The following is an 18,080-nucleotide window of genomic DNA, read 5'->3' as shown; positions in this document are numbered from 1 at the left end:
GCACCAATTTCCAACTCGGTAACCATGAACGTTCGATCATCGATCCTTGCTGTCGCTGCCGCGCTGATGACTTCGGTGTCCGCGCCGGCCGCCTTCCCCATCGTCGACCAAGTGCGACCGATGGGTGTCGTTCGCGGTGAAGAGACCACGATTACGTTCAAGGGCCAGCGAATCGCGGAAGCCCATACGGTCCTGGTCGATCAACCCGGTATCGAGATCATCGAAGTCAAGTCGATCGATGGCAAAACCGTGGAGGTCAAGTTGAAGGCCGACGCGAAACTTTCGCCGGGACTCTATCCGCTGCGTTTGGTAACCAAGTCGGGGATTGCCAATCTCCGGCTGCTTGGTGTCGGCGCCATGCCGATCGTCCAAGAAGTCGAGCCGAACAACGACTTTGCGGCTCCACAACCGATCGCCATGAATCAAACGATCGAAGGTGTCGTGGATCGCGAGGACGTTGATCACTTTCAGATCGATTTAAAAGCCGGCGAACGTTTGAATGTTGAAATCGAAGGCATTCGCTTGGGGTATTCCACCAACAATCAAAACATCCTTGATCCCTACATTGCCATCCTCGATGAAGGCCGCTTCGAAGTTGCCACCAGCGATGATTCGGCGCTGCTTCAACAAGATGGCGTGTGCACGTTTGTGGCTCCGCAGGACGGCAAGTACACGGTGCTTGTAAGAGACAGTTCCTTTGGCGGCGCGCCCGTCAACGGCTATCGTTTGCACGTCGGTGCTTTCCCGCGACCCGTCGCTGCCATTCCGGCCGGTGGTCCACCCGGTTCGACGCTATCAGCCAAGCTGATTTCGTTGGACGGATCGGTGACGGACGCTTCGGTTCAATTGCCAAGTGAATCGGTCGATCGTTGGGGCGTCGTGATGGAAAACGAAAACGGAATCAGCCCCTCGCCGAATTGGATCCGCGTCAACGACTTGCCCGTCGTGATGGAAACAGAACCCAACGACGACTATCGAAAGGCTCCGGCCGTCACGGAACCAACGACGTCGGCGCCGTTTGCGTTCTGTGGTGTGATCGAAAAAGACGGCGACTACGACTGCTTTGCGTTTGAGTGCAAAAAAGGTCAAAAGTTTCGGGTTCAGTGCTTTGCACGTGAGATTTTGCGATCGCCATTGGATGCGTTCATGAATGTCTTTGGACCAGATAACAAAACGATCTCGTCATCAGATGACACCAACGGAAAGACGGACCCTTTCATTGAATTCACCGCGCCGGCCGACGGCTTGCATACGGTTCGTTTGTACGACCACCTGCGCGGTGGCAGCCCCGTCCATCACTACCGCATCGAAGTGACGGCCGCCAATGCCACGTTCGACTTGACGTTAAAAGAACTCCGTCGCGACGAGGCCCAGGTTGCCAATGTTCCAATTGGCGGGAACACTGCGTTTGTCGTGACGGCGACCCGGAAGGGGTACAACGGGGAAATCGCGATGGAACTGGATGGCCTGCCTGATGGCGTGACGGCAATGGCTTACCCGGTCCCGGCTGGCCGCGTCGAGATCCCGGTCTTGCTGACCGCATCAGCCGAGGCCAAGCATGCCGCTTCGTTGTTCACCATCGCCGGTCACGGCGACGAGAAGAACTTCGGTGTCATGGGACGGCTGAAGCAAGAACATAAGTTGGTGCTCGGCCAAAACCGGCGACACATGTGGTCCCACGAAACCGAGCGCGCCGCGATGGCCGTATCCGACGCGGCGCCGTTCAAGATCGAGCTGGTCCAACCGGCGACACCGATTATCCGTGGCGGCAGTAAGAGTCTGCTTGTTCGGGTCACCAAAGACGAAGGCTTTGACCAAGACATCCGCATTCGAACGCTCTACAACCCGCCGGGCGTCGGAGTCAACAACGGCCAGAAAATTGCCAAAGGCAAAAGCGAAGTCGAAATTCCGCTGACCGCCAATACATCGGCTGCGATCGGTCAATGGCCGATGATCCTGGTCGCCAGCTATCCGACCGACCAGGGTAACGCCGAGATCACGACCGCGGCGATCATGTTGGACGTGCAAGACTCGATGTTTAAATACGAGTTTCCCAAGACAGCCGCCGAACAAGGCACCGAAGCCGCTGTCGCCGTTTCTGTGGAAGTGCTTCGTGATCTTCCCGGCGACGCGGAAGTCCAACTTGTTGGTTTACCCAACGGTGTGACCAGCCCCGCCGGCGTTCAGCCCGTGGCCAAAGACGCGACGACGGTCACGTTTCCAATCGTCGTTGCCGCCGACGCAAAGGTCGGGAAGCACAATACCCTGGTCTGTATTTCAAGCGTCAAGGTGGGGGACGAGACGATCGTTCAAACCACCGGAACTGGCGAATTGCGAATCGATGCACCGCTGCCGCCGAAAAAAGATGCTCCCAAAGTGGAGCCGAAAGCCAAGGAAAAGAAGCCGGCCGCACCCAAGCCGCTAAGCCGTTTGGAACAACTGCGACAGATGAAAGAAACCCCTTAACGTATCTCGATCTTCCCACCGAAATTTGCGACGCCCGTTTTTAAAATTGCCACTTGATTTGGCTCGCACGAAAGTTTGATCATGACCGACAATTCACTCCACCAATTGCGTGCGAGGTTCGCTAACACGGACAGCCACCCGTCCCCACGCGCGCGGCGTTCCAAGGCAACCTTCATTGCCGCCGTGTTCCCGATCGTATTCGCCGTCTTCACAACCACAACTTTGGCAGCCGATCCCGCCGAGTCTGCGACGGCTTCGGTCAGCAAGGATTTGCCGAAGGTACCCGACTTGGCGGTCTTTCCACCGGAAATCAAACTTGGATCGTCTCGTGATTTTCAGTCGTTCGTTGCAATCGTCCGTCGTGACGACGGGATCACATCCGACGTCAGCGACCTGGTCACGTGGTCAATAGCTGATCCCACCAAAGTCAAGCGAGACGGGTTTCAGTTGTTGCCCATTGCCGACGGTAAGACGCAGCTGGTCGGTTCGTACGCCGGCGCCGAGGTCCGCATTCCCGTCGAAGTCTCTGGTGCGACCAGTCGTCCGAAGATCAGCTTTGAAAAAGACGTCATGCCCGTTTTGACCCGGTCGGGTTGCAACACCGGATCCTGCCACGGCGCAGCGCGGGGAAAAGATGGGTTTCGAGTCAGCTTGTTCGGCTTTGACCCCGTGGGCGACTTTCATCGGATCACACGAGAAATTGGCGTCCGTCGGATCAACTTGGCCGTCCCCGAAGAAAGCCTGTTTTTGAAAAAGGCGGTCGGCAGCGTTCCCCACACCGGCGGCAAACTTTTCGAAACGACAAGTGACTATTACGCCACGATCTTGGAATGGCTTCAGGACGGAGCCAACATTGATCCGGCCGACGCCAAGCCGCCAACGGTCGATTCGGTTGTCCTTTATCCACCGCAAGCGGTGATCGAGGGCGAAGGCAAAACACAGCGTTTCGTTGCGGTCGCGACCTACAGCGACGGAACGACTCGTGATATCACACGTTTGGCCGCGTTCACGTCGAACAACTCGGGAACTGCCGAAATCGATGACGTCGGTACGGTCACCGCGGGACGTCGTGGCGAGGCGTTCGTGATGGCTCGATTCGACACGCACACCGTCGGCAGCCAAGTCTTGGCTTTGCCCGAGAACCTTCAGTACACGCGTCCGAAAATCGAAGGCAGCTATATCGACCAAATGGTGGGGCAAAAGCTACAGAAGCTTCGCATTCTGCCTAGCCCGCTTTGCAGTGATGAAGAATTCATTCGCCGAGTCACCATCGATATCGTTGGCGAGTTGCCCGCAGAGGAAGATTACCGACGGTTCGTCGCCGACGTGGCGCCCGACAAACGTACCGAGTTGATCGATCGGTTGCTTGAACGCAAAGAGTTCAGCGAAATTTGGGCAATGAAGTTCGCTCAACTGCTGATGATCAAGAGTACGAATCAAGTCAGTTACAAGTCCGCGTTTTTGTATGCGAACTGGTTGACGGACAAATTTGCTCGCAACGTGCCCATCGATGAAATGGTCCGTGAACTGCTTACCAGCACGGGCGGCACGTTCACGTCGCCGCCGACGAATTTCTATGAAATCGAACGCGACACTTTGAAGACGTCTGAAAACGTCGCACAGGTGTTCATGGGAATTCGCACTCAGTGTGCCCAGTGTCACAATCACCCGTTCGATCGTTGGACGATGGACGACTATTACGGATTCGCTTCGTTCTTCGCTCAGGTCGGCCGAAAGAACGGCGAAGATTATCGCGAACAGATCGTCTACAACCGGTTCAGCGGAGAAGTGAATCATCTCGTCACCAAAAAACCGGTTCCGCCGACCTTCTTGGGGGGCGAGTCGCCCGCGACGAAGGGAAAAGATCGACGCGAAGTGCTGGCAACTTGGTTGACCAGTCCGGAGAATCCGTTCTTCGCAAAATCCATTGCCAACCGAGTTTGGGCTCACTTCATGGGTGTCGGCGTGGTCGAGCCTGTGGATGATATCCGTGTCAGCAACCCGGCGTCGAATCCTGAGCTGTTCGATGAACTTGGGAAACGATTGGTCGAATACAAATTCGATTTCCGTCGCTTGGTTCGTGACATCTGCACCAGCGATGCGTACCAGCGAAGCACATCCGAAAACGAAACCAACGCCCATGATCATCTGAACTTTTCACATGCGGTCGTGCGTCGGGTTCCCGCCGAGAGCTTGCTCGATTGCATTTGCCAAGTGACCCAATCACCAGACAAGTTTCGTGGTCTACCGCTGGGGGCGCGAGCCGTGCAAATTGCCGATGGTACGACGACAAACTATTTCTTAACCGCGTTTGGTCGGTCGCCACGCGCAACCGTATGCGACTGCGAAGCCACAACCGACCCGTCATTGTCCCAAGCACTGCACTTACTGAACGGTGACTCGGTTCAGAGCAAAATTGCGAGAAGCAAGATCGTCGAAAAATGGTTCGTCGACGAGAAACTGCCCGTCGAAACCGTCATCGATCGCATTTATGTGCGTTGTCTTTCTCGGTCACCAACGGAAAAAGAATCGGCGGACTTGATCGCCTCGATGAAGGACGACCCGAACCAAGTCGCCGCACTTCAAGATGTTTTCTGGGCCGTTTTGAATAGTCGCGAGTTTGTGTTCAACCACTAGATCTCGATTGCACGGATGTTGCATCGCTGCACGGATCGAAATACTGTCCCGAACATGGCTGTTCTGAAATTTTAAGAACTTACTTCGATGAAAACTTTCAACAACGTCATTGCGATCACGATCTTGATGGGCGCGACCGTCGCCGTGGGCGACGACGCGAAATCGACTCCCGCTGAAAAAATCACGTTTGAAGATCACATCAAACCCATCTTTCGCCAACACTGTGCCAAGTGTCACAACCAAGGCGAAAAGAAAGGCGGGCTTGCTGTCGATTCGTTTGCGGGATTGATGGAAGGCGGCGGAAGTGGCGAGGTCGTCTTCGACGACGGTGATGCGGACGGAAGTCGCCTTTGGCAACTGGTCAATCACGACGACACGCCCGTCATGCCGCCGAATCAAGATCGAATTCCCGACGACCAATTGAAGTTGCTGCGTGCTTGGATCGAAGGCGGGATTCTGGAGGACTCGGGATCGAAGGCGAAAGCCAAGAAAAAAAACTCGCTCGCATTCGTCGCCAGCAGTAGCGGGCGACCGGAAGGCGGCGGTGCTATGCCAGCTGCCCTGCCCCAGGCCACACCCGTTGTGACCGCTCGCGCCGCGGCAACCACCGCGATCGCCGCCAGTCCGTGGGCGCCACTGGTGGCGCTGGCCGGCCAACAACAGATCGTGATGTATCACAGCGACTCCGGTGAATTGCTTGGTATCTTGCCATTTTCCGAAGGCGTTGCTCAGTCGTTGAAGTTCAGCCGAGACGGATCGTTTTTGATCGCCGGCGGTGGCGAGCACAGTGTCAATGGAATCGCGGCAATTTACGATGTGAAGTCGGGCGAACGTGTTGCCGCGGTTGGCGACGAACTCGATACCGTGTTCGGAGCCGATGTTAACGATTCGATGAACCGGGTTGCGCTGGGTGGACCGCAAAAGATGTTGCGGATCTATGACGCGACCGACGGAACCCAGTTGTTTGACTTGAAGAAGCACACCGATTGGATCTTTACTGTCGCCTACAGCCCGGATGGAATTTTGATCGCTTCGGGCGATCGATCGGGCGGTTTGTGTGTCTGGGAAGCGGAAACGGGACGCCTGTATTTGGACCTTACCGATCACAAGGGTGCCGTGATTTCCGTCGCTTGGCGAGACGATTCGAATGTCCTGGCCAGCGCAAGCGAAGACGGAACGGTCAAACTGTGGGACATGGCGGCCGGAAAGTTGATGAAGTCGATCACCGCGCACAACGGCGGCGCGACGGATGTAACGTTCGATCACGAAGGCCGGTTGGTCACGGTCGGAAAGGACAAACGCGCCAAGTTGTGGGACGCGTCGGGGAATCACATTCGCGATTTCGAACCGATGACAGAGGACGTCCTCGAAGTCTGTATCACTCACGATGGAAAGCGAGTCGTCTATGGTGATTGGACGGGGCAAGTTCTTGTTGCAATGACGGATACGCCCAATCAGAAGACTCCTTTGGCCGCCAATCCGCCGCCGGTTGCTGTTCGATTGCAAAGCGTCAATCAAACGTTGACCTCGCTGCAAAGCGAGTTGGCACCTAAAGAATCAGCGTTCGACGTGGCTAGTCATGCAGTTGCCGCGGCGAGAAAACCGATCGATGAATGGAATAGACAGATCGCTGCTAAGAAAGCGGAATCGGAAAAGGCGACGGCGGATGCTAATGCGATGCAAACGCGAATCGGCGCGATCGACGAAGAGTTGCCTGTGCTTACGAACGCGTCTCGAGACTTGCAAGACGCTTTGACGGCCGCGCGGGTGGGATTGAAAACGGGTGCGGTCGACTTGGCTGCGGTTGCGGATCGTGAACAAGCGTTGGCGGATGCCCTGATCGTCTTGGCAACGAAACGCCGATCCCGAATCGAGGCCGTTGCCGCAGTCGCGGTGCTTTCGAAACTGGCAGCCGATCGGATGGCTGAGTCCGTCGCATTGTCCGCGAAGCTGCCGCCACTTCAATCCGCATTGGATTCGGCGATGGCGGCGGCGGCGGCGGCCAAAACGGCCCGGGACGAAACGGCAGCGCGTCTGAATAACGTCCGTGTCAAACGGGATCGCCTAGCCGCGGAAGTGAACTGAGGCGTCAACCGCGCACGTTGTGGGTGGGCGTTCATGGACCAACCACGCATTCCCGCCCCCCGGCCAGATCGGTCTGGTTGTGACGTTTATCCCTGATTTGGACCCCCGGACACCTGTCGAAGCTACGAAATAGGTTCCGCGAGGGCCCGTTTTGACTTTGCGGACTGCCCGGTTTGCGTAAACTGTACGCAGCCAGGCAGAGCCGAAACGGGATTCGGCGACTGCGAGCAAAATCCTTATCTTGAATCTTCCATCAGTCTCTTCGACGCGTTTCGAGCCCCCCCGTTCGCGAATTCGGGCAATCGCGTGATACGAAGCAGAAGTTGACGCATGCCATCCACTGTTCCCCGACGATTTCCGTTCGGCCGATATCGATTCGATCGAGTGTCGTTCTGTGCCGTTTGGGTAACGCTCGGGTGGTTCATCGCGATGTTCTCGCTTGGGGGCTGGGCATCGGCGCTCGCGCAACCACCAGGCACGCTGCCGCCTGACAAAGTGTTCGAAGGCCAAGACGAAGACTTTCCGATCCGTGCGTTCATGTTTCTAAGCGAAGCGGAAAGTCGGGTCATGATGCCGGGTGTAACGTGGGAGGAATATGTTCGCCGCCTGGATCTGGATACCGCAGCCGATGGGCAGCAACAGCCCTATAGTTTCCAATCTCTCAACGTCACCGGGACGACCGATGACGGGCGAGCGGAATTAGAAGTTGTGTTGCGGATGTCGATCGAATCGACCGAAGACCGTTGGATTCAGATTCCATTGCGGATGGGAAATTTTCACCGCTTGGCGCCGCCCGATGTCAGCGGTGTTGACGAATTCTCGCTGTCGTTGGAACCGGATTCACCCAACCACGTGTTGTCGGTCAAGACTTCGTCGGCCGGCGATGTGGTTCTGAAAATGCGAGTATCGGCACGGGTACAAAGCAATTCGATGCGAATGATCGAATTCCGGTTACCGGATGTTCCGTCGCAGGTTCGGTTGACCGTCGACGCATCGAAAATCGACGGCGAAGTCGTCGGACGCGGCGATGAAACATTAACCCGTCGCAACGTGCCGGGAAACAAAACACAATTTTCAGTCGAAAGCGGCGGCGGTAACTTTTCGTTTCGCTGGGGCACGTTGGCTCGTTCAACCAACGACGTGCCGTTGTTGGAAGTCGAAAGTCGTGTCGATGTCCGTTGGGATTCGCCACAGGATCAACCGATCGCGTCGGTCCGATTGACGGTGCGAAATGCAAAAGGATCCATCGACGGATTCCAGCTTCGATTCCCCAAAGGATCCGTCGTACTGGACACGCCGCGTTTGGGAACCGGAGGACAGACGATCGAGTTGGGCGCACCGGCCGACGAACCTTCCGATCCAGCCCAGAAGTCGGCCGCGGACTCGGGCCAAGCCGGCGGTGAAGTACGATCGGTCATCATTCCGGACGAAGAACGCCAGCAACGAATCGACTTGAATTTCGATCTTCAGCTCGCCGCTGACAACACGTCTTCACAATCGCCACTGAACTTCCGCGCCATTGACGTCGTCGGCGCACTGCGACACCGCGGCGAAATCACGCTGCAAACGGGCGGTGACTACCGATTGCGTTGGCGGACGCGTCCATGGGTACGAAGCGAACCCAGCGAGAGTCCCGAAAAAGGACTCAGCGGGCGTTTTTACCGATTTCGATTCGACCGTGGATCGTTCGAGTTGCCGCTTTGGCTTTCCGCGAAGGAGCGTCAAACCCGGGTAACAACGACGTCCGAATTGCAAATCCGCGACGAAGTGGCGTCCATCGTGATGGAGGTCCAGGCCAGCGGCCAAGCGACCGACGGGCGACTGCAGATCGACGAAGCCGATTGGAAAATCAGTTCGATCGAGAACGTCGAAACCGGTGAACCGATCGAATCGTTCAAGTCCGACATCTATCGAATCATTGATTTCAATCTCAGCTCGGACGTTGGGACGACGTCGTTTCGCATCCGCGCACAGCGACCGATCGAAGAAATCGCTGACGAAATAAGACTTGCCATTCCGCGTGTCGTTTCGACCGAGGAAAATGTGTTGGTTCAAAACGCGACGCTGAATCTGATCGGCAGCGGTCGAACGTTGTTGGTCGTGGACCTAGAGAATTCCAAAGGGCTGACGCGAACAGGTTCGTCGACCAACGAAATCATGGGCGTATCGTCGTCGAGTACCTTCCGCATGCTCAGTCCCGACGTTGGGGCGGTTCTTGTTGGGAATCTCGTCGAACAGCCTCCGCGAATCACCCTTTCAAGCGATGCAACCATCGAACTTGACGGCGACCAACTGCGATCGACGGTCGATTGGATCGTGACTTCGCCTTTGGACTTGGAAGGTCGACTGCCCATCCGGATTGCCAAGCCGGTGTTTTCACCAACACCCAAAAATGGCGATCCCTCCACCGACGTCAACAATGAAACCTTCGGCGCGTTAGGACTGACCAGCAACGGCTTGGATCGATTCGATGGTGCGTCGACGGTGGCGAGTGAACCTTGGGTCGTGACCGTTGATGGTGTGCCGGCGACGCTGCGCAGTCTCGATGACGATCGATTCGAATTGATTTCCGAGCGATTGGCGAGCGGAACGATGGCGATACGTTGGCGACATGCACAAACGAGATTGTCGTCTGCGACCACAAGGGCAACGGAATCGGTTTCGTTGCCGCGTCCCAATTTTGCTGATGTGACCGTTCGCGGCGCGATTCGCGTGAACCTGCGAGGCAACCAACAATACGATTTGACATCGACGGACACGCTTCCCGTTTCAACGTTGGACCTCGACACGTTGCCTCGTGAACCCCTGCGACTTCGTTTGCAGTCGCGTTTGGTGACCGCCGACGACATCACCGTTCGTCAAGCGATGTTGCGCACGGTTGTTGGTCGGTTGACCCGGCAAGAACAGGTTGTCGCTCGAGTCCAGGGCGGCGACGTTTTCCAAGTCGACCTGCCCCCGGATACGCCCGACGTTAGTGTCGAAGCGTTGATCGACGACGTTCGCATTCCGGTTCAACGTCAATCGGATTCTTTGATCGTGCCGCTGCCGGGCAACCGGAATAGCCACGTTGTTGACCTGCGGGTCTGGATCGCGATGCCGACGTCACCGTCGTTTGCCAGGATCCAGCCGATGTTGAAGTTGCCGATCGGAATCGGAAGAGTCTATTGGCAAATCATTGCTCCGATCGACGGCCATATCGTGTGGGCGTCGCCCACCGTCGGTCGATCGATGTCGTGGCGATTCGACGGTTGGCGTCTGGATCGAGTCTCGACTCATACGGATAGCGCGCTCAGTGCCATGATGGGCAGTTCGCCGGAATCCTACGAGTCGCTGCCCCCAGGAAATCGCTACCTGTACGTGGGTTCGGACACGCCGTCGTTCAACGTGGTCATCGTGTCTCGCACGATCTTGTGGATTTGTGTCGGGTCTTTCGTCTTGCTTTTGGCGGTCTTGCTGACGCACGTTCCGAAGTCACGTCATCCGCTGACCGCGTTGGCGATCGCCGTTCTGTTTGCCGGGCTATTGGCGGTTGCACCGGATGCGGCCGTTTTGGCTGGTCAATTGGGCATGATCGCGCTGGTGTTGGTCATTGTGATGATTGCGATTCGCACGTTGATCTCTCCGTCGGGCAGCAGTCGCGTGTTTACATCACAGTCGTCGGGACCTGTCGCGTCGCCAGTCGCCGCAAAGAAACCGTCCTCGTCCACTCGCACAGTACAGTTGGTTGAACCGGAGCCGCCCAGCGTTGCGTCGACTCGAACGATCGCGAAGTCGCCCGAGGTGTTGCCGTGATCTATCGATTCCGGTTTCCGGCGATGGTCGTATTCGCTGTGATGTTCGTTTTTGCACTATCCCCCATCGCGTTTTGCGATGACGCCGATGACGGGACTGCCAACGATGCGGATAAGGCGACGGCGACAGTCGAAAACAGTGAAGAAACTGTTCAGCGATTCCAATTGGAATTGCCGCGTTCACTGCCCGATGGTCGTCCGATTTTGCCGGTGGGGATTTATCAGTCGCAGATGGTCGAACTGATTCCCGATCACTACCGTCCCGAATCGACCCAACGCCTAGTCGATGCGATTAATAAGTCCGCCGAATTGGGTGACGACGCCCAAGCTAGCCGTCTTCGCAGCGGTGAGTATTGGATTCGACTCGTCGACGACGTCCTGGTCAGCCAACGCAGCATCCTTGACCTGGAGGCCGACTCGGAAGCGGTCGTTCGTCGATCACTCGGGCGTGTGAACCTGTCCATCGATGCGGGCAAAAATCGAAATTCTAACGCGGTATCCGATATGTTGCCTCGGCTGGAATCGGGGCCGGACGGTGATTTGATTGCCGTGTTTCAAGGCGGCGCAAATCTCCGAACTCGCATCGATTTTGGTTGGCAGCTTCGTGGATATAGCTTTGGCGGCGGGCAAGAGTTTGCATTGCGATTGCCGCCGGCCCCACAAACTCGAATCGTCCTGGCCGCGCCGCCCGGTATTCGCATCGAAAGCCTGGAAGGTGTCCTGCGGGAACGCCCCGGTCCGCCTGCGGATTCGGGCGATCTATCAACCGATCGTGAATCGAAGTGGTACGAAATCGATGCCGGCGGTTTGTCGACGGTTCGTATTCGGACTTCGGTTGCCGAGTCAACCAATGCCGAAGCGTCGTTGGTACTTCGCCGGTCATTGTCTCAGTACGACATCGATTCGACCGGTTTGCAATGGAGCCAACGAATGTCGGTTCAGATTCCAGCCGATCAATCGTTTCCGCCGCTGGCGGTGTCAGACGCGGTCGTGACATCGATCAAGGTCAATGCAACGGATGTCGATTTCACACGACATTCGATCGACGACACGACGGAGCAACTGCAAATCATCTTTCCAGCGGGAACGCTGCGACCGCAGTCGACGTCCACAACGGTCACGGTGACTGGGCAATGCACTTGGTCGAATTGGTGCCTATTGCCGATGGCGAGATGGGTTGGTGATTCGGTGGTCCATGCGTCGGCCACGGATGAAGTCCAGCTCGGCGTGGCGGCGCCGCTTGCCGTCGTCGAATGGGAATTGCCATCGAAGTGGACGCAAAGCACATCGCAATTGGTCGATGGAGTACGCCTTTGGACCGCTTCGGGGCCGTCGCCCATCGACTCTTCGAATCAAGCATGGTCGCGAATCCGATTGGCCCAGCGGCCCCTGTTGGGTTCGGGGCAAACATGGCTGCGAGTGGAAGTTGGCAAGAGCACGATTGCCGCGAGAGCTCGCTTGCGAGTCGCCGTTGATCGAAACCGGTTAGAACCGATTCGTTTGCGCATGCAGAACGGTTTCAATGTCGAGTCGCTCGTGTTCGTCGGCTCTCAGCGTTCGATCGAATCGCCCAACGCTCAAAACAGTTCCGGTTCCATCTGGTTGTGGCCCGAATCGGGTGACGTCAGTTCCATCGGTCCGGATGACTTCGACGCAGCAACGATCGGCGACGACGGTTCGACTGCGGCTGACGCCAGCCTTGGCGAATTGATCATCGACATTCAGGGCTCGCGGGCGTTGGTGGCCAGCCCGCCCGTTGTTGCGGTGCCAAGCATCTGGTTCGCTCGAATCGATGGTGCCCGCAGTGATTTGGTTGCCGCCATCATCCCGCCGCCCGATTTGAATTGGAGCGGCGATGCGGCGCTCGAAACCGACCGCGTTCGTCTCGAGGACCTGCGACCTTCGCAAGTTGCCTATTTCGATGGTGGTGATCGTCCGGCTTTGTACTTTGCTCCGACCACCGGTCGCACGCCAGACGTGATGCTGGAAACACCCAATGTTTCATTCGATGTTTCGACTTCGCTACAGATCGAACGTGACGGGACCGATATCATCGAGCGTCTGTTGGTCGACGTCGAATCGGCTGGCCGTCGGCTGAGCGAGTTGATTGTACAAACGGGTGCCGCGGGTGATCGTCCTTCGTTCCATTGGTCGCTGTCCGGTGAACGGGGAAGCCCATCGACAAGCCTTCCTCCTTCGGACATTGCCTTGGGTTTCGGCGACGACGAAGGCACCTATTCGATCGACGTCAGTGAATTGAATTTGCGCGGGCGTCCCTTGATCGCCCGCCGCCGCTATTCGATCGCCGACGCCATCGAGATTCAGTTGCCCAGCGTCCCCGGTGCGGCATCGCAGCGCAGCGAGGTGATGTTGGGTGGGGGCGTTTATGTGAAGGAGATGAGCCCCTCGGTTCAACGTGTTCCCAGTTACGAAAACGATGCGTCCGCCACGACATCACCCGGGCAACTGACGACACGGCAAAGACTTCGCTACGATGCCGTCGAGCAACCCAAAATCGTCATTGCCAAATCGACCGACGATGGATCCGTGACGATCGTGTGGCGACAATCGGTTCGCGTCATCGCGTCAAGTCGTGGTACTGACCGAATCGAAGCGACCTACTTGGTATCGCCGAGGGCGCCGTTGGTCATCAACTATCCGCCCGATATGCAGTTGACTTTGATCGAACGCAGCGGTGAATCCGTCAACTTGTTGACCGTTTCGCAGCGTCCCATCGAACTGCCGCCGTCCGCCGAATTGGAAACCATTCGCGTTGTGTGGAATCGAAGCCTCTATGGTTCGCATTGGGCACGGACCTGTCGAATCCCGCGGATCGAAGTTTCGGCCGTCGTGCTCAAAAGCGACTACGCCTTGGTCGCTGCGTCCGACACGTTCTCGCCCACCGCTCTGTTTCGCAACCCGATGTCGTTGGATGCTGGCGATGGAATCGAGATGGTACCAGGCGAGAATGTGACATTGATCCGTCGCAACATCGCATTAGCGATCGGGTGGTTGTTTGCCTTGTTGACGTTCGTCGTCGGATGGACGATCGCATCGCGCTGGCCGCTCGTCATCGCCGTTGCCGTGGTGGTTCTGGCGACATTGACGCTGCTGTGGTGGCCCTGGAAATTGGCAGTGATTGGCTGGTTGCTCGTTCCGATCATCGCATCGGCCATGCTGGCGACCTCGCGAGCATGGACAGACCGTGGCAGCCAAATCGAAAGCGACGATACAGCCGTGGTATCAGATAACAATGGTTCCAACGACGAAGCTTCGGCCGATTTGTCGTGGGCGTCGATCGTTCGTTTGGCCTGGTTGGGGTGGTGGATGTCGCTGGCATCGATCGCGACGCTATCGCCGACGCAAGCACTGGCACAGCAAGTGGCGACCATCGCAACCGATGCAACTGCGTCAAAGGCCGTCACCGTCATCGTGCCCGTCGATCGCGACGGACATCCAACCAGTGACGTTGTTTATTTGCCTCGCTCCGTTCACGAATCGTTGTTCAAAAAGGAGACGCCCAACGCGGTCGAGATTCCGCACTTCCAAACCGCCGACTACCGCGTCACCATTTTTTCAGCTCGCAGCAACGTTTCGTCTGGCGATGACACCAAACCGGCCATGGGATCCACCATTGAAGCCGAGTACGTGGTTCACTTGGTCGACGGCCGACGTGGCAGTCACCAAGTCCGCTTGCCCATCCCGTTTCAATCCGTTCGCCGCGTTGAACTGATCGAAGAGGTTGACCGAATTGTTCGCTTCGTCGCCGACGATGCCGGGCAAGTCGTTGCGTCCCTACCCCGAGGCGACGTCTTTCGGTTGCGCGTCACGATGGTGCCGACTTTCACCGTGACGCCGCCGTGGAATCGATTGGTATTGCCAATCCCCGTGATCGCATCATCCCAATTGACGATCGAATCGGAACAGAGCATCAGCGTTCTTCGCGTCGGTGGTTCCAAGGGACGGTTGTTGAGCGAAACGGATCTACGTCGCTGGGTCACCGAACTGGGACCCACGGACACCCTTGGAATCGAGTATCGAATCGGCAACGAAACTGCCAGCAGCGGCGCGGCACCCCTTCGACGCCGATACTGGGTCAACGTCGGCAAGACAAAGCGTGTGATCGAGTGCGAAGTAGATCCACCGTTCGCCGTTGCGGCGGGCGAATCGTTCTCGTTCGTCATTCGCGATTCCGAGGTGCCGATCGTCACGTCGCCGAATTGGCGATTGACGACGACCGAGCAATACAGCCCCACGCGTCGCTTGATGACGGTGACGGCCACCCAAGACGGGGCAGGTCCGATCCGTTTACTGTGGTCGCGCAATTACCCGGACATGATCGACGCCGCGTCCGGTCCGGGGACATCGGATATTGTTAGCGAATCGACCGCGCAAACCGACAGCGAAGTGGATGCCGGTGTCGCCGCTTTGCCGGGGCCGATCGAACAGTTTTCGATCCCAGAAGTCATCGCGGCCGCCCTGGGCGCGAACGCGCCGGCATGGATCGCCATCCACTGTGATCGATCGCTCAGCCTAGGGCCGATGAATCGCGAATCAGCAGAACCGCTCTCGGTCGACCAGTTCATGGCCGCTTGGCTGGGCTATCGAGGATTGATCGATCGCGCCTTCGTCGCGGTCGCTTCCTTGCCAACGATCCAAGTGCAATCGATTCCTCAAGCGGTTGCAACCGCAACCCAGCGCCATCATTTGCATGTGATGCCCGATCGTATGGAGTTGCGTTTCAATGCGACGGCATTGATGGGGGGATCAGCACCGACTTCGTTGCGGCTGGCGATTCCACGTTCGATGGAATTGGTCCAACTGAGCGTTGATGGTCGTCCGATCGAAGCCGTTCGCGTCAACAACGGACCCAACGTCGATTACGTGTTGGGCGAGTACTTGGGAACCGAAGAGATTCAGATTGCGGCGACAGCGATTCGCCAGATGCCCAAGAACAAGTTGCTGACACCGCCACGGATGCAGTTGTCGATTCCTTCGGTTGACGCCGATACCTATACACTTTCACGTGACGAGTCGACGGAAATTCGAATCATCGAAAACGCGCCGATTCCCACCGTCGATGGCCCGTCAACGATTGTGGCCGAGTCGTTGGCCCAAGGGTGGATTCCCGTAGCAACCTGGTCAGCCGATCGAAAGCAATTGGCCGCGTCCCCCGACCGTCTGGGCGGGCAATTCGAGGTGAAGCTGCGTAAGACGCGATTCGATTGCCGGCAACTCATCACGCTTTCTCGCGACGCAGGTCGTTGGAAAACGGAAACTCAGATCAAGTTTGAGTCGCAACGCCTGCCCGATTTCGTGGATGTCGAAGTGCCGACGCGATGGTGTGAAATGCTGGAAGTCTCACCCGCCACGTCGTGGTCACGTCAACCGGCAACCGATCCGGCCCAACAAATCATTCGTATACGATGCGATGCACCGGAGCTGAAAAAGAAAACGCTGACCCTGACTGGACAACTGCAAAATGCCGATGCCGGACGCGTCGGCGTGCCGTCGATCCGTGTCCTCGGGTTTGGTCGACGACGGATTCACATTAGCGTTCCCGATCGTTTGACCAATGAATCGATCCAGTGGCGTACCAGCGCTGTCGAAGCGGTATCGCTGCCCCCGTATTGGCAGACGTCCCCGGTCGGCACCGAAAGCCGTTCGACCTATTTGGCCGCCAGTCCCGCTTGGTCGATCGACTTGGCCCCGCTTCCGACCATCGATACCGACGCGATCGGGTTGACCCAAGACAATCAAGTTTTCGTCCAAGACGACGGCTTGATGGTCGTCTCGCATTGGGATCTGTTGCCCGGTGGATTGGAATCGGTTGTTTTGGAGTTGCCGGTCGGCGCTCACTGTGTCGCCGCGTGGAGTGCAGGTACTCCGATGATGATCGAGCCTCTCGAAGAGTCGGCGTCGCTTCCAATGATCGCTCGCAAGTCTGCCAAGGTCGTGAATCCGGCGAAGGTGCCGCCGACCCACCGCGTCCGCATCGCGTTGTCGCTTAGCCGCATTTCACAGTCGGTCGAGGTCATGATTCGTATGACGCCGGAGCTGGCGAAACACGGCCACTACGTCCCTCGGCTGGTCGATATTCCGATCACGCAAAACTGGCTCGCAATCTATGAACCCGATGACGGCGTGACGGTCAAGCAGCAAGCAACGATCGATAAAAGCCTGGTGCGTTCCGAACAGCGTCGGGCTGTGTATTTGGCAAGATCAACGGTGGAGGCTGTCGAACAGGCCGTGGACATGATCGCCGAACGACCCACAGACGAAATTGCAGCTTGGCTACGACCTTGGGCGGCTCGCTATCGTCAACTTGCCAAGAATGCCGGTCACTCGGTTGACTTTTCCGTCGCTGTCGACGCCTCGATGGATGACGAGCTGCCTGGACGGGGGACGGTTCTCGATTCGAGCAATCCACTCGTGTCGACCGAACCAACGAATTCCCCTGCAATCACATCGTTGACGAAAACATCTCCCTCGATCACATCACAGGTCGCGTCGATTGAGTGGGTTCTGTTGGATCAGCGGATGTCGGTCTATATCAATCGCTACCTCACGCCGCAGCGGCCTCCGTCGAAGATGTTCGACGCGAATCGTTACGACGGATTCCGTACACGCGACGTTCTTCAGCTGACGTCGGTGAACAAACCTCCCTCCTTGCAAGCCGTATCGACCAGCGACCGCGGCCTCCGCAATCTGCTTGTCAATCTGCTGACCCTGGCACTGATCACCGGTCTGCTCGTGTGCCTGCGTCCGCTGCGGCGATTCGCGATGCCAGTCGTCGTTCACCCCGCATTTTGGCTCGGTTTGATGGGCCTGTTTGGGTTTGCGGTCGCGCCCACGCCTGTCGCTGGTGCATTGATCTTGGTGGCTGTTGTGATGCCAGCGTTTCCGAAATCCAAAAAAGTCGTGTGATCGTCGCGGACGGCAAATCGTCCGTGGGAGCCCGTGGCAGTGACAAATCAGTTGCCTGCGATGCGTGTTGGTCTTCCGCTGTTCGCCCAATCTACGAAGGTGCGCTGCCCCGCTATCGGATTGGCCAACCGTAGTCATGAGGGCTCGCAATTCTTATCATGCGTGCTCTCGAAT

General features: G+C 57.3%; 5 protein-coding genes. All 5 read left to right on the top strand.

The window, feature by feature from the left end; genetic code table 11:
- Positions 1-24 precede the first annotated feature (24 nt).
- The 5 genes from Poly51_RS25585 to Poly51_RS25565 all read left to right on the top strand — a co-directional run bounded on the left by Poly51_RS25585 (position 25) and on the right by Poly51_RS25565 (position 17,906).
- Entirely contained in the window at positions 25-2,466 is a 2,442-nt protein-coding gene (locus Poly51_RS25585) for a PPC domain-containing protein (protein WP_146461441.1), read from the top strand.
- An 81-nt stretch (positions 2,467-2,547) separates the two neighbouring features.
- A complete protein-coding gene (locus Poly51_RS25580; RefSeq protein WP_146461440.1) occupies positions 2,548-5,103 on the top strand; it encodes a DUF1549 and DUF1553 domain-containing protein in 2,556 nt (851 codons plus the stop codon).
- An 87-nt stretch (positions 5,104-5,190) separates the two neighbouring features.
- Complete coding sequence (locus Poly51_RS25575) at positions 5,191-7,188, top strand: c-type cytochrome domain-containing protein (RefSeq protein ID WP_146461438.1); 1,998 nt, start codon at positions 5,191-5,193, stop codon at positions 7,186-7,188.
- Between the two features lie 330 nt (positions 7,189-7,518).
- Positions 7,519-10,980, top strand: a complete 3,462-nt coding sequence (locus tag Poly51_RS25570) for an MFS transporter (protein WP_146461436.1) — start codon at positions 7,519-7,521, stop codon at positions 10,978-10,980.
- Entirely contained in the window at positions 10,977-17,906 is a 6,930-nt protein-coding gene (locus tag Poly51_RS25565) for a hypothetical protein (RefSeq protein WP_146461434.1), read from the top strand. Before Poly51_RS25570 ends, Poly51_RS25565 begins: the two co-directional genes overlap by 4 nt.
- The last annotated feature ends 174 nt before the right edge of the window (positions 17,907-18,080 follow it).

Origin of the sequence: Rubripirellula tenax (genome assembly GCF_007860125.1) — a bacterium.
Classification (GTDB): Bacteria; Planctomycetota; Planctomycetia; order Pirellulales; family Pirellulaceae; genus Rubripirellula; species Rubripirellula tenax.
Note: the sequence above shows the minus strand (reverse complement) of the source record. Positions and strands in the feature narration are given on the sequence as shown.